The following is an 18,176-nucleotide window of genomic DNA, read 5'->3' as shown; positions in this document are numbered from 1 at the left end:
GCCGCGTCGCAACGTCGAGCCTGCTCGACCGAATTGAACTCCGAGAGCCCGCCCCATGACCCCGCCGATTTCCTCCCCGACTTACCTGCACGGGTTCTCCGGCACCGAGCAGCAGCGCCTGATGACCCAGGCGCGCCTGCTGGAGTCGAGCATCTTCGGCCAGATCGACTACAGCGGCGCGCGGCGCCTGCTGGAAGTCGGCAGCGGCGTGGGTGCGCAGACCGAGATCCTGCTGCGCCGCTTCCCCGAGCTGCACGTGACCGGCGTGGACCTGAGCGAGACCCAGCTGGCCACCGCGCGCGAGAACCTGGCGCGCACCCCTTGGTGCAGCGACCGTTACACCCTGCAGCAGGCCGATGCCGGCGAACTGCCGTTCGAGGCGCGCAGCTTCGATTCGGCCTTCCTGTGCTGGGTGCTGGAACACGTTCCGTCACCGGCACGCGTGTTGAGTGAAGTGCGCCGCGTGCTGGCGCCGGGTTCACCGGTCTACATCACCGAGGTGATGAATGCCTCGTTCCTGCTTGATCCGTACTCGCCGCACATCTGGCGCTACTGGATGGCCTTCAACGACTTCCAGTACGACCACGGTGGCGACCCGTTCGTCGGCGCCAAGCTGGGCAACCTGTTGCTGGCCGGCGGCTTCCGCGACGTGCATACCGAGATCAAGACCATCCACCTGGACAACCGCGAGCCTGCCCGTCGCAAGACCATGATCGCGTTCTGGGAGCAGCTGCTGCTGTCGGCGGCCGACCAGCTGCTGCAGGCCGGCTCGGTGGACGAGGACACCGTGGAAGGCATGCGCCGCGAGTTCCGGCTGGTGCAGAACGACCCGAATGCAGTGTTCTTCTATTCGTTCGTGCAGGGCCGCGCGACGGTGTATTGAGCCGACGCGGCACCAATGCTCCCGTATCCACGCATGGCGTGGATCTACTCAACGGCACCGGCTGCGGGCGCTGACCGACGCAGTAGAGCCACGCCATGCGTGGCTGCCACCGCCGATGTCCCGCCATCCACGCAGGGCGTGGATCTACTCAACGGCACCGGCTGCGGGCGCTGATCGACGCAGTAGAGCCACGCCATGCGTGGCTGCCACCGCCGATGTCCCTTCATCCGCGCATGGCGTGGATCTACTCAACGGCACCGGCTGCGGGCGCTGATCGACGCAGTGGAGCCACGCCATGCGTGGCTGCCAGCGCCGATGTCCCTTCATCCACGCATGGCGTGGATCTACTCAACGGCACCGGCTGCGGGCGCTGATCGACGCAGTAGAGCCACGCCATGCGTGGCTGCCACCGCCGATGTCCCGCCATCCACGCAGGGCGTGGATCTACTCAACGGCACCGGCTGCGGGCGCTGATCGACGCAGTAGAGCCACGCCATGCGTGGCTGCCACCGCCGATGTCCCTTCATCCGCGCATGGCGTGGATCTACTCAACGGCACCGGCTGCGGGCGCTGATCGACGCAGTTGAGCCACGCCACGCGTGGCTGCCACCGCCGATGTCCCTTCATCCACGCAGGGCGTGGATCTACTCGGGCGCATGCCAGATCCGCTGCCACATCGCCGCCAGCCGGCGCCCGGCATCAGCGCGCGCGGCCGGGCTTCTGTAGTCCGCCCGCACCTGCTCGGGCACGATCGCCCGCCATTGCCCGTCCGCCTGCTCGGCGACGACGAAGTTGAAGGTGTAGTCCGGTTCCAGCCCCATGCGCAGATCGCTCAGCACAAGCCTTCCGTCCACGACCTGCGCACGCATGAAGCCACGGTTGAACCATTGCAGCTGCTGCACCGCCGGGATGGCCCGCGCTTCGCGCAAGGCCTGCACGTTGGACGCATGGCCTTCGAACCGCATCGGCCCATGGTCGGCCACCAGTGAGCGATCACCCACCACGTAGCCATTGGGCGTCATCGCTACCACCCGCCACAGCAGCGTATTGAACGGCATCGGCACCGAGAAGCGCGGCGCGTCACCCAGGCCCATCGCCGCCAGGCTCTGCTGGGCGGCCCGATCGACCTGCGCCTTGGCTATCAGCCCCCAGCCCAGGTAGCCACTGCTGAACAGCAACGCCGCGCCCAGCACCTTGCCCGCCCAGGGCCGCGCACGACCAAACCAGGCCAGCACGCAGCCCAGCAGCAGCCACACCGTGTAGCCAGGGTCGATGATGAAGACGCTGGAGCCCATGGTTGGGTGTGGCCGCAGCGGCCACCACAACTGGGTACCGTAGACGGTGAACGCATCCAGCACGGGATGGGTAACCAGCGCCAGCTGGATCGCCCAGAACCAGCGCAGCGGTGACTGCGCGACGCGACCATTGCCGAAGCGCTTGAACAACCACCAGATCAGTGCGGCCACCCAGGGCAGCACCAGCAGCGAATGGCTGAAGCTGCGGTGTTCGGTCATGTTCGCCACCGGGTCGGCCGCAGTGAAGCCAAGCCACAGGGCGTCGAGGTCCGGCAGGGTGCCGAGCGCGGCACCGGCCAGCAGGGCCGCGCGGCGATGGCCGGGCGGAGCGATGGCAGCAGCGACGGCGCCACCGAGCACGATCTGGGTCAATGAATCCATGGGCCGATGCTAGCGGCTTGCGCGCGGTGTATGTAGAGCCGAGCCCATGCTCTGCTGCTCTTCGTTGCGCGCAACGACAGCCGAGCATGGACTCGGCTCTACAGCGGGACACACGCGGGCTATGCCGCCTGCGACAACCGCGCGCCCGGCAGCTCCACCAGCGTCTGGCCGTTGTGGTCCAGCAGGCGCAGCGCGCCGTCGTGGTCTTCGACCAGCGCGGTCAGGCTTTCCACCCAATCCCCATCGTTGGCATAGACCAGGCCATCGCGTTCGACCAGCGCGGCGCGGTGGATATGCCCGCAGACGATGCCGTCCAGGCCGCGCCGGCGCACGTCGTCCAGGCCGGCCTGCACGAAGCGCTCGATGTAGCGTTCAGCCGCACCACTGCGCTTCTTCAGGAACTCCGATAGCGACCAGTAGCGCATGCCAAGCTGGCGGCGCACCGCGTTCAATGCCTGGTTGCCGGTGAGGATGCGGTAATACAGCCAGTCACCGAACTTTTCCTGCAGGCCGCCGAAGTGGGTCACGCCGTCGTAGTCGTCGCCGTGCGCGACCAGCAGCCGGCGGCCATCGGCGGTCACGTGGATGGCGCGGCGGCGCACCTGCATCGCCGGCAGCATCAGACCGCAGACCTGGCGCAGCGAAGCATCGTGGTTGCCCGGAATGTAGATGATCTCGGTGCCGGCACGGCGCAGCGCATGCAGCGCCTGGATGACCTCGCTGTGCGACTGCCGCCAGGTGGCACGGCGGTGCGCCATCCACCACAGGTCGATGATGTCGCCCACCAGGTACAGCCGTTCGCAGCGCAGCTGCGAGAGGAATCGCGCCAGCTCGGTGGCATGGCAATGGCGCGAGCCCAGGTGCACATCGGAGACGAACACCGCGCGCCGGTTCGGCGACAGGTTCGCCAGCGTGCTCATGCCGGCGTCCCCGCGTCGCGCAGGTAACGTTTGCGCTTGTTCGGCCGGATCGCACACAGATCCACCTCGATCAGGCCGTCGATCGAATCGCTGAAGTCCGGATCCACCCCGAAGGCGAGGAAGCGCGCGCCGCCCGGTTCGCACAGATCGGTGTACTGGCGATACAGCGTGGGTACGCCGGTACCGAGTGCAGCCAGGTTGGCCTTGAGCACGTCGAACGCGGCGCCTGCATCCAGCTCACCGAAACTGGGCGGTGCGGCGAAGTACTGGAACGGCCGGTTCGATTCGGCCATGCCGGCGGTGCCGCTGTAATAGCGCTGGTAGTACGCCACCAGCTGCTCGCGCGCATCGCGCGGCAGCGCCGCACTGATCGACACCGCGCCGAACAGGTAGCGGATCCCCGGCCGGCACTGCAGGTAGGCACCGATGCCCTGCCACAGGTAATCCAGGCTGCGGCTGCCCCAGTAGTCGGGCACCACGAAGCTGCGGCCCAGTTCCAGGCCTTCGGCGATGTGGCTGATGGCGTCGTCGGAATAGCGGAACAACGACGCACTGTAGAGGCCGGACAGGCCGTGCCGGGCCAACGCGTGGGCACCACGCATGATCCGGTACGCGCCAGCGATGCGCTGCGCGGCGGCGTCCCAGATCACGATGTGCTCGTACTGCGGGTCGTAGTTGTCGAGGTCACGGCTGCGGCCGGTGCCCTCACCCACCTGGCGGAAGGTCAGTTCGCGCAGGCGGCCCAGTTCCAGCAGCAGTGGCGAATCGGCAGTGCAGGTGGCCAGCAGGATCTGCTTGCCGTCGGCGGTCTGGCCCAGCTGGGTGGCGGCTGCGATGCCAGCGGCGACCTGCGAAGGTGGCACCGGAGCGGCCAGCGGCTCAGGGCCTGCGCAGGCAGCGGCATTGCCGGCCGCGCCATTGCGGCCCAGCGCATAGAGTGCGCGGCGTACCGCCAGCAGTTGGGCACCCGGATCGCCGCCGTCGCCCAGCCGCATCGGCTCGCCGATGCTCAGCCGCAGTGGGCGGCCACGACGAGTGAACATCTCGCGCGCCAGCAGCGCGGTACCGGCCGGCTTGAACAGGGTCGAGGCGCCATAGAACAGTGCCGAGTTGCGCGCTTCCACCCGCACCGGCAGCACCGGCGCGCCGGCCGCGCGGGCAAAGCGGACAAATCCCCGCTGCCAGCGGCCATCGCGGATGCCGCGCAGCGACAGGCGCGAGACCTCGCCAGCCGGGAACACGATCACGCACTGCTCGGCGGCCAACGCCTGCTCCACCGCATGCAGGCTGCCGCGCTGCGCCTTGCCGCCCAGGATGCGCACCGGCAACAGCAGATCCTGCAGCGGCGCGATCGCCCCCAGAAGGTCGTTGGCCACGATCCGCACATCGCGGCGGATACGGCCGACCGCGTCCAGCAAGGCCAATGCGTCCAGAGCCCCGGAAGGGTGGTTGGCGACGATCAGCAGGCGGCCGGTGGCCGGAATCTTCGCCAGCGCGGCCGGATCCACCTGGTACTGGCCGCCGATGAACTCCAGGCCGGCGGCGACGAAACCGAAGCCGCGCAGGCCTGAGCTGCGCTGCAGGAAGGCTTCGATCTGGTCCAGGCGCGACCAGCGGCCGACGCTGCGCAGCAACGGCCGCGCCAATTGGCCGCGACGGCCATGGAACCAATCGGGGAAACGTTGCTGGAGACGCTGTTCGAGTTCCTGCATGGCGGATCCACTGATGCCCGGCGGCCGGATTGGCCGACAGCCTGCACCCGGCAGGCGGCAGCCAGATGGCGGTTTCGGGGCAGAACGATGACGGCCGGCCCCCTTGACGGCCGGGTCGCGGCCTGCGCGGTCGGGGGTTGGGCAGCCCCGTCTGTTGTTGTCACGCTGGTGGAACACTGGGCCTCGAGGCTGGCCCCCAATCCCGTCGTGACGGCCCCTGCCGGGCCTACGCGGGCTTAACCACCGGCAACCGGTACCGGTTCACAATGCACAGGCGGCGCACCCCGTGTATCATGCGCGCCCATCTTTCCATCCGAATCAAGGGATATTACGCCTGATGTCCAGCTATCTCTTCACCTCCGAGTCGGTCTCCGAAGGCCATCCGGACAAGGTTGCCGACCAGATCTCCGATGCGGTGCTGGACGCGATCCTGACCCAGGACCAGCGCGCCCGCGTGGCCTGCGAGACCATGGTCAAGACCGGCGTTGCCATCGTGGCCGGTGAAATCACCACCAGCGCCTGGATCGACCTGGAAGCGCTGACCCGCAAGGTCATCACGGACATCGGCTACGACAGCTCCGACGTCGGCTTCGACGGCGCCACCTGCGGCGTGCTGAACCTGATCGGCAAGCAGTCGCCGCACATCGCCCAGGGCGTGGACCGCAAGAAGCCGGAAGAAATGGGCGCTGGCGACCAGGGCCTGATGTTCGGCTATGCCACCAACGAGACCGACAGCTACATGCCGGCCGCGATCCACCTGTCGCACCGCCTGGTCGAGCAGCAGGCCAAGATCCGCAAGAAGAAGAACTCGCCGCTGTCGTGGCTGCGCCCGGACGCCAAGAGCCAGGTCACCCTGCGCTATGAAAACGGCGTGGTCTCGGCCATCGACGCCGTGGTCCTGTCGACCCAGCACGCCCCGGGCATCAAGCAGAAGGACCTCATCGAGGCCGTCCGCGAAGAGATCATCAAGCCGGTGCTGCCGGCCAAGTGGCTGCACAAGGGCACCAAGTTCCACATCAACCCGACCGGCAAGTTCGAGATCGGCGGCCCGGTGGGCGACTGCGGCCTGACCGGCCGCAAGATCATCGTCGACACCTACGGCGGCTGGGCCCGTCACGGCGGTGGCGCGTTCTCCGGCAAGGACCCGTCCAAGGTCGACCGTTCGGCCGCCTACGCGGCCCGCTACGTCGCCAAGAACGTGGTTGCCGCCGGCCTGGCCGACCGTTGCGAAGTGCAGGTCTCCTACGCCATCGGCGTGGCTGAGCCGACCTCGATCTCGGTCACCACCTTCGGCACCGGCAAGATCAGCGACGACAAGATCGAGAAGCTGATCCGCAAGCACTTCGACCTGCGCCCGTACGGCATCATCAAGATGCTGGACCTGATCCACCCGATGTACCAGCAGACCGCGGCCTATGGCCACTTCGGCCGCAAGCCGAAGGAGTTCAGCTACCTCAACGGCGAAGGCGAGACCGTCAACGCCACGGCCTTCTCCTGGGAGAAGACCGACCGCGCCGCCGCCCTGCGCGCCGATGCGAAGCTGAAGTAAGCAACACGAAGGGCCGCGCAAGCGGCCCTTCTGCTTCTGGTAGAGCCGGCCGCTGGCCGGCTTTTTCATGGCCTCCGGAAACAACCGCGTGGTTGCCGGCCAGCGTCCGGCACGACCGGTTGCCGATACAATCGCCGCATGTCGACCGAACTGAAAACCCACCAGCTGTCCATGACCGTGCTGATGTCACCGGAAATGGCCAATTTCTCCGGCAAGGTCCATGGTGGCGCCATCCTGCGCCTGCTTGACCAGGTGGCCTACGCCTGCGCCAGCCGCTATGCCGGCAGCTACGTGGTCACCCTGTCGGTGGACCAGGTGATGTTCCGCCAGCCCATCGCGGTGGGCGAGCTGGTCACCTTCCTGGCCTCGGTGAACTACACCGGCACCTCATCGATGGAGATCGGCATCAAGGTGGTGGCTGAGGACATCCTCAAGCGCAGCGTGCGCCACGCCAACAGCTGCTTCTTCACGATGGTCGCAGTGGATGAAGAAGGCCGGCCGACGCCTGTCCCGCCCTTGCAGCCGGCAACGTCCGACGAAAAGCGCCGCCAGGCCGCAGCACAGATCCGCCGCCAGCTGCGCCAGGAAATGGAACAGCGCCACCTGGAACTGCTGGCGTCGAACCCGCCGTCGCCGGAAGAATGAGGTAGTGCCGGCCGCTGGCCGGCAACCTCGCGCGTGCTGCCAAACATCATGAGGTTGCCGGCCAGCGGCCGGCACTACCAACGCCAGGTCACCCTGTGTTCTGCACGCCCTGCGAAACGCCGTTCACGCACGCCACCAGCGCGCGCAGCAGATCGTCATCCTCGCGCCCGCTGGCCCGCCAGCGCTGCAGCAGTTCCACCTGCAGCACGCTGATCGGATCGACGTAGGGATTGCGCAGGCGGATCGACAGCGCCAGCCGCGCGTCGTGGTCCAGCAGCGTCTTCTGGTCCATCAACGCCAGCAGCCAGCGCCGGGTGAGCTCCAGTTCGCGCTGCACCTGCGGGAAGAAGCGCCCATGCAGTTCACCCGACAACAGCGAGAACTGCTCGGCGATGGTGATATCGCCCTTGGACAGCACCATCGCGATGTCATCCAGGAAGGTACGGAAGAACGGCCAGTCCCGCGCCATATCGCGCAGGGTCTGTTCGTGGCCGGCATCGACCGCGGCCTGCAGGCCACTGCCCACGCCGTACCAGCCGGGAATCACCGCACGCGCCTGGCTCCAGGCGAACACCCAGGGAATCGCACGCAGGTTGCCCAGCGCTGCGTCCTGGCCGAGCCGGCGCGACGGCCGCGAGCCCAGCGTCATCCGCTCGATCACGTCGATCGGCGTGGCGGTACGGAAATAATCCATGAAACCGGCCTGGCCAACGAACCCGCGATACACCTCGCTGCTGGCCGCAGCCACCGCATCCATCACCGGCCGCCACGCATCCTCGCGCGGTTCGGCGGCACGCGGGCGCAGGCTGGCGCGCAGCACTGCACCGGTAGCCTGCTCCAGCGAGCGCAGGGCCAGCGCGCGGATGCCGTACTTGCGATGGATCACCTCGCCCTGCTCGGTCACCCGCAGGCGGCCATCGATGCTGCCGCGTGGCGACGCATCCACGGCGTGGGTGGTCTTGCCACCACCACGGCTGATCGAGCCGCCCCGGCCATGGAAGAAGGTCAGGCGGATGCCGGCCTCGGCCGCCACCTCCAGCAGTTCCACCTGCGCGCGCTGAAGGCCCCAACGCGAAGCAGCAATGCCACCATCCTTGCTGCTGTCCGAATAGCCCAGCATCACCATCTGAACATCATCGCGTGCACGCAGGTGCGCGCGGTACACCGGATCCTCCAGCAGGTCGCGCAGCGTGGCGGTGCCGCGCTTGAGGTCGTCCACAGTTTCAAACAGCGGCGCGATATCGAGCGGCACGCCGCCATCGGCATCGACCAGGCCACCACGCCGCGCCAGCGCCAGCACCGCCAGCACGTCGCTGCGGTCGTGCGCCATCGAAATGATGTAACTGCCCAGTGCATCGCCGCCATGCCGCGCACGGGCATCGGCCAATGCAGCGAACACGGCGTCCAGCCGCCGGTTGCCTTCGTCGTCGCCTTTCGGCAACGGCACCTCGCCACTGGCATGCGGTGCCAGCAGGCGCGCGCGGCCCAAGGCATCCAGGCCCTCCCACGCCGGGTCGCCGCCCAGCACCGCCGCCAGCGCGCGCGCATGCACGCTCGATTCCTGACGCACGTCCAACCGCGCCAGATGGAAGCCGAACGTCTTCACCCGCCACAACAGCCGCTGCACGGCGAAGCCGCCAGCGTGCTCGCCGCGATTGGCGCGCAAACTGTCGAGGATCAGCTGCAGGTCGTCGATCAGTTCATCCGGGCCGGCGTAAGCGCCCTCGCCGTCTTCCAGCGTGGCCTGCAGGCGCGCGCGCATGCGATCGTTGAGCAGGCGGTAGGGCATGTCGGCATGGCGCGGGCGCGACTGTACCTGCGGCAGCAGCTGCTGGTAGTGCGCCACGCGCGCCTGCAGCGCATCGCTCACGCCCACCCGCTCGGTGGACTGGCTGAGCAGGCTGGCCAGCTGCAGCAGTTCCTTCTGATAGCGCGCCAGTACCGCCTGCCGCTGCGCATCCAGCGTAGTGCGGATGGTGTGGGCATCCACGTTCGGATTGCCGTCCATGTCCCCGCCCACCCACGTACCGAAGCGCAGCAGGCGCGGCAGTGGCAGCTCTTCCCCATAGGTATCGCGCAGCGCCTGCTGCAGCGATTCGTACAGCACCGGAATCACGCGGTACAGCACCTGCACCAGATAGAAGCCGACGTGCTCGCGCTCGTCATCGACGGTGGGCCGCACCGGCGAGGAATCAGTGGTCTGCCACGACGCGGTCAGCGCCATGCGGAAGCGCGCAGCATCGGCGGCCGCTTCCCCCGGCGTGCGCTGGCCGTCGAGGTTGTCGACCAGGCTGGCCACCATCAGCTGCTCTTTCTCCAGCAGCGCACGGCGCACCGCTTCGGTCGGGTGCGCGGTAAACACCGGTTCGATGTCGATGCGCGGCAGCCACTGCGCCAGCTCGTCCAGGCCCACGCCCTGCGCCTTCAGGTGCTGCAGCGCATCCTGCAGGCCGTCGGGCTGCGCCCCTGCGGTACCGGCACGCTGGTAGTCACGGCGGCGGCGGATGCGATGCACGCGCTCGGCAATGTTGACCACCTGGAAGTAGGTGCTGAAGGCCCGCACCATGGTCTCGGCCTGCTGCGGCGTGCGCCCGGCCAGCCCTTCGGCCAGCTCCGACAGCGGCGCCTGGTTCTCGCGACGGGCGATGGCGCGGGTGCGCACGTCCTCGACCTCGTCGAGGAAGGCCGCCGATACCTGCTCGACCAGCAGGTCACCGACCAGTGCGCCGAGCCGGCGCACGTCATCGCGAAGCGGAAGATCGGGGGAAGCAAACTCGATGCTGCTGCGGTACTCGTTCATCGGCGACGCACAGGCCTCGGTCAACGGATCCAGACCCCAAGCCTAAACCAGAACGGGCAGCGTGCTGCGATGCAAAAATGGTTTCATCTGCACGCATCCCTGGCGGACGCAGCCGAGCATGGGCTCGGCTCTACAAGCGTCGTGGCGCGCGACACCGTGTAGCGCCCGAGCCCACGCTCGGGCGGCGGCGCAGCCGCACAGGCGGCCCCTGTTACAGGGGCCGCCCTCATGCAGGTATCAGCGCTTCTTCTTCGCCTTGCCCTGCTCGGCCGGGCCGATGGTCTGCTCCAGCCAGCGCTCGCTTTCGGCCAGCATGGTCATGATCGATTCGCGTGCCCGGTAAGCATGCGATTCGTTGGGCAGCATCACCAGCCGCGCGGTGCCACCCAGGCCCTTCACCGCGGCGAACATGCGCTCGCTCTGGATCGGGAACGTGCCGGAGTTGTTGTCGTCCACGCCGTGGATGAACAGGATCGGATCCTTGATCCTGTCGGCGTAATTGAACGGCGCCATCTTCTGGTAGACGTCCTGCGCCTGCCAGTAGTTGCGCTCCTCGGCCTGGAAACCGAACGGAGTAAGCGTGCGGTTGTATGCACCGCTGCGCGCGATGCCGGCCTTGAACAGGCGGGTGTGTGCCAGCAGGTTGGCCGTCATGAACGCACCATAGGAGTGGCCACCGATGGCGATGTGATCGCGATCGGTCACGCCTCGGCGCACCACTTCATCCACCGCCGCCTGCGCATTGGCCACCAGCTGTTCGATGTAGGTGTCGTTCGGCTCCTTGTCACCCTCGCCGATGATCGGCATCGACGGGCTGGCCAGCACCACATAGCCCTTGGCCAGGAACGCCTGCGGGCCCCAGTAGCTGACCGCGTTGAAGCGGTACGGCGAATCGGTCACCTGGCTGGCCGCGGCCGCGCTCTTGAACTCGCCCGGGTAGGCCCACATCAGCAGCGGGCGCGGGCCGTCGCGCTTGGGATCGTAGCCCGGCGGCAGCAGCAGTGTCGCGGTCAGGTCGACGCCATCCTTGCGCTGGTAACGGATCTGCTCCTTCTGCACGCCCTTCAGCTGCGGCAGCGGATGGGCGAAACGGGTCAGCGCGCGCGGTGCGGCACCGGCGTCGGCCAGCGACTGCACGTAGAAGTTGGCCGGTTCGTCCGGGCTCTCGCGGCTCAGCAGCAGCGAATTGCCCTGGTTGTCCAGCAATGCCACCGGCAGCGAATAGCTCGGCGCCTGCGAATGGAACAGGCGCGTCGCCTTGCCCGTGGCGATGTCGAAGCGGTCCACGAACGGGCGGTCGCCTTCCGGCGAAGCGCCGGCACCGGCCAGGTACAGGCTGCTGCCTTCCGGGCTGGTCTGCAGCAGCGAGCGACCACGTTCATCGCTGGCCAGCAGCGGCCGCCCCGGATCGGCATAACGGTCCTGCGCGTCACGATCCCACAGCAGGCGCGGCTCGGCACCGGCGTTGTCCGGGGCGATCAGCCAGGTCCTGGTCCTGCGGGTCTTCCACCACGACTCGGTCAGCAGGGCCAGGTCGCCACGGCCCCAGTTGATGCCGCTCAGGCGGCTGCCAAGCTGGGCCAGGGTCACCGGCGGCTTGTCGAACGGCGCAGCCTGCATCAGCACCGCATCGCGCACCTTGGCTTCCCGGTTCGGATCACCACCGTCCTGCGCTTCGGCCCAGACCAGGGTGGCATCGGCATCACCGCGCCAGCTGATGTCGCGCACGCCGGTCACTTCGGCATCGTTGCCGGTCGGCAGGCCTTCCACCAGCGGGCGCACCGCCACGGTATGCACCAGCTTGCCGGTGGCACGCTCGATCACTTCAATGCGGCGCGGAAAACTGCTTACCGGCACCACGTAGGAGTACGGACGCTGCACCGGCTGGCGCAGCACGAAGCGGCCGTCAGGCGACACCGAGAAGCCCATGAAGATGCCGGCCGCACCGATCGCGCGGGTACTGCCATCCAGGCCGACTTCCATCGGCTGGGTAGTCGCGTAGTAATCGAACTGGCGAGCGTCGGCTTCGTTCTTCAGCAGGTCCTGATAGGTACGGATCGACACTACGCCGCCGCCCTGGCTGGTCTGCTGCACGGCAGGGCCGGTCGGGACGCCGTCGGCGGCCGGGGCCGGCCCCAGGTTGGCCGGGCGGGTGAACACCACCAGCCCGCGGCTGTCCGGCAGCCACTGGTAGCCGCTGCCGATCACCGTGTTCAAGCCGGCAACCAGGCGGCGGGCGCTGCCACCGGCCACATCCACCAGCCACAGTTCATTGGCGCCGCTGGCGGCGTCGACCTGGTTGAAGGCCAGCCACTTCTGGTCCGGCGACCACATCACACTGGCGATCGACAGCGTGGCCGGCAGGCCACTGATCTGCCGCTCCTTGCCATCGGCCACGTTCATCAGCCACAGCTTCTCACCGAAGCTGAAGCGGCTGTCGGAGAACGTGCGCGGGTTGATGCGCAGGCCGGCCAGCTTCAGTTCCGGCTGCGCCACCACCTGGATCGACGGCAGCGACGGCATCTGCATCATCGCGGCCACGTCGCGGCGCGGCGACAGGAACAGCGACGGCGCGCGCGGGGCGTCGACCACTGCCTGCAGTGCGGCCGATGGCAGTTCGTAGCCATTGACGCCCTGCGCCTGCGCCGGAGCTGGCTGCGAGGCGGCCGCCCAGGCCAGCGGGGCCACCGCCAGCAGCCCCATCGACAGGACCAGGCCGGTCCAGCGCCGTGTGCGGCGCGCGTGCATGCTCATCGTTCCACCTGTGTGATGCGTGAAAACTCCGACCTTAACAGGCCGTGCACGTGGCCCCATCTGCCGATGGTTGGGTCATGCCGATGTCACGCTGGGGCCGCGATATAATGGGGGTTCTCACCTGCCGAGGGGCGCTGCGACCGGATCCCACGAGGCCCGGCCAGGCTCGGTAAGGTGGCTTTGTAACAACGGCGCCCGGCTAGATGCGAGCATCCGCTCGCCCACAACCGGAGCACACGAATGAACGCTGTTGCCAAGACCTTCTCCACCGAAGGTGATTACAAGATCCGCGATATCACGCTGGCCGACTGGGGCCGCAAGGAACTGGACATCGCCGAGCACGAAATGCCGGGCCTGATGTCGATCCGCCGCAAGTACCAGGCCGAGCTGCCGCTGAAGGGCGTGCGCGTGACCGGCTCGCTGCACATGACCATCCAGACCGCAGTGCTGATCGAGACCCTGAAGGACATCGGCGCCGATGTGCGCTGGGCCTCGTGCAACATCTTCTCGACCCAGGACCACGCGGCTGCCGCCATCGCCGCCACCGGCACCCCGGTGTTCGCCTGGAAGGGCGAGACCCTGGAAGAGTACTGGGACTGCACCCTGGACGCGCTGACCTTCACCCTGGCCGACGGCACCCTGACCGGCCCGGAACTGGTGGTCGACGACGGCGGTGACGTGACCCTCCTGATCCACAAGGGCTACGAGCTGGAAAACGGCAGCGACTGGGTCAACACCGCGTCCGCCTCGCACGAAGAACAGGTCATCAAGAACCTGCTCAAGCGCGTGGCCAAGGAGCGCCCGGGTTACTGGGGCCGCGTGGTCAAGGACTGGAAGGGCGTTTCCGAAGAGACCACCACCGGCGTGCACCGCCTGTACCAGCTGGCCCAGGCCGGCACCCTGCTGATCCCAGCGATCAACGTCAACGACTCGGTCACCAAGAGCAAGTTCGACAACCTGTACGGCTGCCGCGAGTCGCTGGCCGACGGCCTGAAGCGCGCGATGGACGTGATGCTGGCCGGCAAGGTGGCCGTGGTCTGCGGCTACGGCGACGTCGGCAAGGGCTGCGCGGCCTCGCTGCGTGCCTACGGCGCGCGCGTGATCGTCACCGAGATCGACCCGATCTGCGCCCTGCAGGCGGCGATGGAAGGCTATGAAGTCAACACCATCGAATCGACCCTGGGCCGTGCCGACCTGTACGTCACCACCACCGGCAACCGCGACATCATCCGCATCGAGCACCTGAGCGCGATGAAGGACCAGGCCATCGTCTGCAACATCGGCCACTTCGACAACGAGATCCAGGTCGACGCACTGGTGTCCTACCCGGGCATCAAGCACGTCAACATCAAGCCGCAGGTGGACAAGTACATCTTCCCGAACGGCAACGCGATCTTCCTGCTGGCCGAAGGCCGCCTGGTGAACCTGGGCTGCGCCACCGGCCACCCGAGCTTCGTGATGTCCAACAGCTTCGCCAACCAGACCCTGGCACAGATCGACCTGTGGGCGAACAAGGACAGCTACGAGAAGAAGGTCTACCTGCTGCCGAAGAAGCTGGACGAAGAAGTGGCCCGCCTGCATCTGGAGAAGATCGGCGTGAAGCTGACCACCCTGACCCAGGACCAGGCCGACTACATCGGCGTGCCGGTGGAAGGCCCGTTCAAGCCGGACCACTACCGCTACTGATGCCTATGGGGTGCCGGCCAGCGGCCGGCACTACCGGCGTACGCGGGGTCGGATCCCTTTCCGCATGAAAGGGCTCTGACCCCGGCAACGGATGCAGACAGGACGGGCGCCTTCGGGCGCCCGTTCTGCGTTGCGGCACCCGGCAACTGATCCGCGCACCCTGTCACGGAGCACTAAGAAGCTGCTTGCTAGGCTTTACGCCCGCGTGGGCTGCCAACGGCAGGCCATGCGCCGGGACGCAGAAACCAAAGGACAGGACATGCCGCGCAACCGTGAACGACTGAACCGGGCCATGAAGCCCCTGATGACCCTGTGCTGGGTGGCCCTGCTGGCCGCCTGCACCCCACCTGCCGGCGACGCCGGCGCTACGGCTCCGGCTGCGGCCAGCGGACAGGCCAGCCCCGCAGGCAAGGCCGCCGACGCGCCCGCCACGGTTGCCGACACAAGCGCTGGTTGCGCCGATGCAGCGTCGCCGGCACAGACCCTGGTCTGCAAGGACCCGACCCTGACCGGCCTGGATGCGGACATGGGCAAGGCGGTCACTGCCGCACAGGCCACGCTCGATGCAGCAGGGCAGAGCAAGCTGCACGCCGAACAGCAGCGCTGGCAGGAGCACACCCGCGACCTGTGCACCGATGCACAGTGCCTGCGGCAGGTGTACGCCGATCGCCTCAACGTGCTGTCCGCTACGCGTGACGGCCTGGTCGATCAGGATGCATGCGAAGCCCCTGACGGCCAGCAGCAGTGCGTGGACCTGCTGGTGTTGCGCGATCCCAACAGCCAGCTGGCTAACTTCAACGCGCTGCTGGGTGAGAACGGCCAGGAAGGCCGCCTGCTGGGCTGCACGGCCGCCACGAACATGGGCGGCGGCGCCAACGCCCTGCTCGCAGCCAACTGCACCCAGGAAACCTCCGCCGGCAGGCGCACCGTACAGCTGTGCAGCAACCAGATGGTTGGCCAGTTCGCCCTCGAACCGGCGCCGGCTGCTTACGGCACCCAGGCTATCCGCCAGCTGCTCGGCTTCACCCAGCAGCACTGCGCCGGCTGACAATCGCCGGGCACGCCCGGCGCTTTTCTCTCATTGAAGGACGATGACCATGGCAACGGATTCCACCCTTACGCGCGAACAGCTGTCCACGCTGTTCCTCAACACCGAGCTGGGCGGCGACACCCGCCACCTGGACCACTTCTCATACGCACAGAAGGGCGCAAGCACCTATTCGTTCGGGCTGGTGCAGTTCGATGTCGGCGGCAATCCGCAGGCCAGGCGCTTCCTGCGCGACAACGGCTTCACCGATGGTGACATCGCACTGTTGTCCCAGCAGGGCGGATTGAGCACCCAGCAGCTGGCGGCGCTCGACGCCAAGTTGCAGGCCATTCCGCAGGCCAGGATGGACGAGCTCACCAACGCCAAGCTGGACAGCGCCATCGAGCGTGTCGATCAGGCCATCGCCAAGGTGCGTGCAACCAATCCGGCCGCGGCCGATGCCATCGCCGCCAACCCGGAGTTGCAGTTGGCCATGGCGGACTATGACAACCAGTTCGGCAGCATGGGCCCGCAGTTCATCAGCTATCTGGCCGGCAATGCGGAAAAGCTGCAGGGCGGCACGGTCCAGGCCGGCAATCCGCCGACGCGCGGCGACGTGCAGAACTTCGTCGATGCCACCAAATACGGCATCCAGTCGCAGGCCGCCGTAGCCAGCCGCGATGAGCGCTTCGACCGGGCCATGGTCCAGATCGGCATCACCCCCACCCATGCTCCCTCGCACGGGTCACCGGGCACGCCTGCGGGCAACGGCGTGCTGGTCAACGGCAGCAAGGGAGATGAGGTGCAGGCCATGCAGCAGAAGCTGTCCGACCTGGGCTATCTGGGCAAGGACGGCAAGCCGCTGGTGGCCGATGGCGATTTCGGCCCCGGCACCCTGGAAGCGGTCAAGCAGTTCCAGCGGGATCACCACCTCACCGTAGACGGCAAGGCTGGCGGCACTACCCTGGCCGCACTGGATGCGGCTACGCAGCAGCGCGCACCGGCTGCCGAACCGACCATGGCCTCCCCGGGCCACGCCGACAACCCGCGTTACCAGCAGGTCGTGGAAAAGCTGGAAGCACTGGAAGAACAGCGGCGCCAGGGCGGCCTGTCGCCGCTGTTCAATGACCGCAGCCAGCTCGAGAACGCCGCAGGCCAGGTGGCTTACGAGGCAAAGTTGGCCGGCATGAGCCAGGTCGATACTGTGCTGGCGCGGCCGGACAACCAGGGCGTGTTCGCGGTGCAGGGCCAGCTCGGCGATCCCGCCATGCATCGCACCTACGTGGACCTGTCGCAGGCGGTGAACCACAATCTGCAGGACAGCACGCGGCAGAGCCAGGCCCTGGACAACGAACTGTCGCAGCGACAGACCCAGGAACAGATGCAGACGCAGCAGTCGATGTCGCGCTGATGCTGGATGCAGCCGATCGCAGCCGGGACGGGCGCCTTCGGGCGCCCGTTCTGCGTTGACGCGCGAGTCTCGGTCAAGGCAACGCCCCTGCCCCGCGCTAGGATGCGTCCATGACCCCGGCCATCAACCTGCTCAAGCGCGAGAAGATCGCCCACACCGTGCGCAGCTATGTGCACGACGCCCACGCCGAATCGTATGGCGGCGAAGCCGTCGACAAGCTCGGCCTCGACCCGGCCCAGGTCTTCAAGACCCTGCTGGCCAGCACTGAAGCACATGAACTGCTGGTGGCGATCGTGCCGGTGGCCGGCCACCTGGACCTGAAGGCGCTGGCCGAAGCGGCCGGCTGCAAGAAGTGCGAGATGGCCGCCGCCGACGCCGCGCAGCGTGCGACCGGTTACCTGGTCGGCGGCATCAGCCCGCTGGGGCAGAAGAAGCGCCTGCGCACGTTCCTGGATGCCAGCGCGCAGGTGTTGCCCACGCTGCACGTCAGCGCCGGCCGCCGTGGCCTGGAAGTGGAACTGGCGCCGGCCGACCTGCTGCGCCTGACCGCCGGCCACTACGCTGCCATCGGCAAGGCACGCTGATGCGCTGGCCCTGGTCTGCGGCGCCGCCGCCCAGGCTGGAAGACGCGCAGGCCGATGTGCTGCTGCAGGACCTGCTGTCGCGCGACGCGACGCGCATCACCGACGCCGCCCGCATCGTCGCACGACTGTTCAGTGCACCGTCGCTGGACGCATTGGCCGCGCATGTGGACCTGATTGAACGCAGCTGCCACGGCATCACCCTCGGCGGCATGCTGATCAGCAACCAGGCGCATCTGGAGGCGGCCCTGAAACGGCTGCGTCACTGGCAGGCGCACGCAGGCTGCCTGTGCGCGCTCAATCCCGGCTACCCGTTCTTCGATCCGCGCCGCCTGATTGAACAAGGGCAGATGCAGCTGCTCGCGTTGCAGGAGGCCGAGGATGGTTGGGGCGATTGCCACAACGTTGCCTGCATGCACTGCGGCCAGCATTGGCAGGCCATCGACCGCGAGTACCACTACCCGTGGTGGGAATGGAAAGCTGCCTGATGGCCAGGCAGCCAAGCATGGCGTGGCTCTACTGCGGTCCGTAC

General features: G+C 67.6%; 13 protein-coding genes and 1 riboswitch. Of the genes, 8 read left to right on the top strand and 5 right to left on the bottom strand.

Annotated elements, in window-relative coordinates; genetic code table 11:
- Nucleotides 1-55: 55 nt before the first annotated feature.
- Nucleotides 56-883 carry a methyltransferase domain-containing protein gene (locus ACEPA4_RS03395; RefSeq protein WP_049414053.1) on the top strand — a complete coding sequence of 276 codons (828 nt, stop codon included), beginning with the start codon at nucleotides 56-58 and terminating at the stop codon, nucleotides 881-883.
- 644 nt (nucleotides 884-1,527) lie between these two features.
- On the opposite strand, the gene ACEPA4_RS03390 is transcribed toward ACEPA4_RS03395, so the two are convergent.
- From ACEPA4_RS03390 to ACEPA4_RS03380, 3 genes are all read right to left on the bottom strand, one after another.
- Entirely contained in the window at nucleotides 1,528-2,559 is a 1,032-nt protein-coding gene (locus ACEPA4_RS03390; RefSeq protein WP_139726743.1) for a metal-dependent hydrolase, read from the bottom strand.
- Nucleotides 2,560-2,678: 119 nt separating this feature from the next.
- The gene (locus ACEPA4_RS03385; protein WP_139726742.1) at nucleotides 2,679-3,479 is read right to left on the bottom strand and encodes a UDP-2,3-diacylglucosamine diphosphatase; all 801 of its coding nucleotides are present in this window, start codon (nucleotides 3,477-3,479) and stop codon (nucleotides 2,679-2,681) included.
- Nucleotides 3,476-5,191 carry a lysophospholipid acyltransferase family protein gene (locus ACEPA4_RS03380; protein WP_065178748.1) on the bottom strand — a complete coding sequence of 572 codons (1,716 nt, stop codon included), beginning with the start codon at nucleotides 5,189-5,191 and terminating at the stop codon, nucleotides 3,476-3,478. Before ACEPA4_RS03380 ends, ACEPA4_RS03385 begins: the two co-directional genes overlap by 4 nt.
- A 337-nt stretch (nucleotides 5,192-5,528) precedes the next feature.
- Between ACEPA4_RS03380 and metK the strand changes: the two genes are divergently transcribed.
- Both metK and ACEPA4_RS03370 read left to right on the top strand, forming a co-directional pair.
- Complete coding sequence (gene metK, locus ACEPA4_RS03375; RefSeq protein WP_005408103.1) at nucleotides 5,529-6,740, top strand: methionine adenosyltransferase; 1,212 nt, start codon at nucleotides 5,529-5,531, stop codon at nucleotides 6,738-6,740.
- 138 nt (nucleotides 6,741-6,878) lie between these two features.
- The gene (locus ACEPA4_RS03370; RefSeq protein ID WP_005415314.1) at nucleotides 6,879-7,385 is read left to right on the top strand and encodes an acyl-CoA thioesterase; all 507 of its coding nucleotides are present in this window, start codon (nucleotides 6,879-6,881) and stop codon (nucleotides 7,383-7,385) included.
- An 88-nt stretch (nucleotides 7,386-7,473) separates the two neighbouring features.
- On the opposite strand, the gene ppc is transcribed toward ACEPA4_RS03370, so the two are convergent.
- Both ppc and ACEPA4_RS03360 read right to left on the bottom strand, forming a co-directional pair.
- Nucleotides 7,474-10,185 (bottom strand): phosphoenolpyruvate carboxylase, encoded by a 2,712-nt coding sequence (gene ppc / locus ACEPA4_RS03365; protein WP_139726741.1) that lies wholly within the window; start codon nucleotides 10,183-10,185, stop codon nucleotides 7,474-7,476.
- Between the two features lie 237 nt (nucleotides 10,186-10,422).
- Complete coding sequence (locus tag ACEPA4_RS03360) at nucleotides 10,423-12,939, bottom strand: prolyl oligopeptidase family serine peptidase (RefSeq protein WP_032953936.1); 2,517 nt, start codon at nucleotides 12,937-12,939, stop codon at nucleotides 10,423-10,425.
- Nucleotides 12,940-13,059: 120 nt separating this feature from the next.
- Nucleotides 13,060-13,143: riboswitch (S-adenosyl-L-homocysteine riboswitch) on the top strand.
- 36 nt (nucleotides 13,144-13,179) lie between these two features.
- On the opposite strand from ACEPA4_RS03360, the gene ahcY reads away from it, so the two are divergent.
- The 5 genes from ahcY to ACEPA4_RS03335 all read left to right on the top strand — a co-directional run bounded on the left by ahcY (nucleotide 13,180) and on the right by ACEPA4_RS03335 (nucleotide 18,132).
- The gene (gene ahcY, locus ACEPA4_RS03355) at nucleotides 13,180-14,625 is read left to right on the top strand and encodes an adenosylhomocysteinase (RefSeq protein ID WP_005415311.1); all 1,446 of its coding nucleotides are present in this window, start codon (nucleotides 13,180-13,182) and stop codon (nucleotides 14,623-14,625) included.
- Between the two features lie 259 nt (nucleotides 14,626-14,884).
- On the top strand, nucleotides 14,885-15,673 hold the full coding sequence (locus ACEPA4_RS03350) for a lysozyme inhibitor LprI family protein (RefSeq protein ID WP_065178751.1): 789 nt from the start codon (nucleotides 14,885-14,887) through the stop codon (nucleotides 15,671-15,673).
- A 49-nt stretch (nucleotides 15,674-15,722) separates the two neighbouring features.
- Nucleotides 15,723-17,063, top strand: coding sequence for a peptidoglycan-binding domain-containing protein (locus ACEPA4_RS03345; RefSeq protein ID WP_231109136.1), 1,341 nt, complete (start codon nucleotides 15,723-15,725; stop codon nucleotides 17,061-17,063).
- Nucleotides 17,064-17,173: 110 nt separating this feature from the next.
- Nucleotides 17,174-17,647, top strand: a complete 474-nt coding sequence (ybaK, locus tag ACEPA4_RS03340) for a Cys-tRNA(Pro) deacylase (RefSeq protein ID WP_005415308.1) — start codon at nucleotides 17,174-17,176, stop codon at nucleotides 17,645-17,647.
- Entirely contained in the window at nucleotides 17,647-18,132 is a 486-nt protein-coding gene (locus tag ACEPA4_RS03335; protein WP_005415307.1) for a hypothetical protein, read from the top strand. The genes ybaK and ACEPA4_RS03335 overlap by 1 nt, the downstream gene beginning before the upstream one ends.
- Nucleotides 18,133-18,176: the final 44 nt, after the last annotated feature.

The sequence above is a fragment of the Stenotrophomonas sp. P2112 genome, assembly GCF_041897515.1.
Taxonomy (GTDB): domain Bacteria; phylum Pseudomonadota; class Gammaproteobacteria; order Xanthomonadales; family Xanthomonadaceae; genus Stenotrophomonas; species Stenotrophomonas sepilia.
This window is presented reverse-complemented; position numbering and strand designations above follow the sequence as displayed.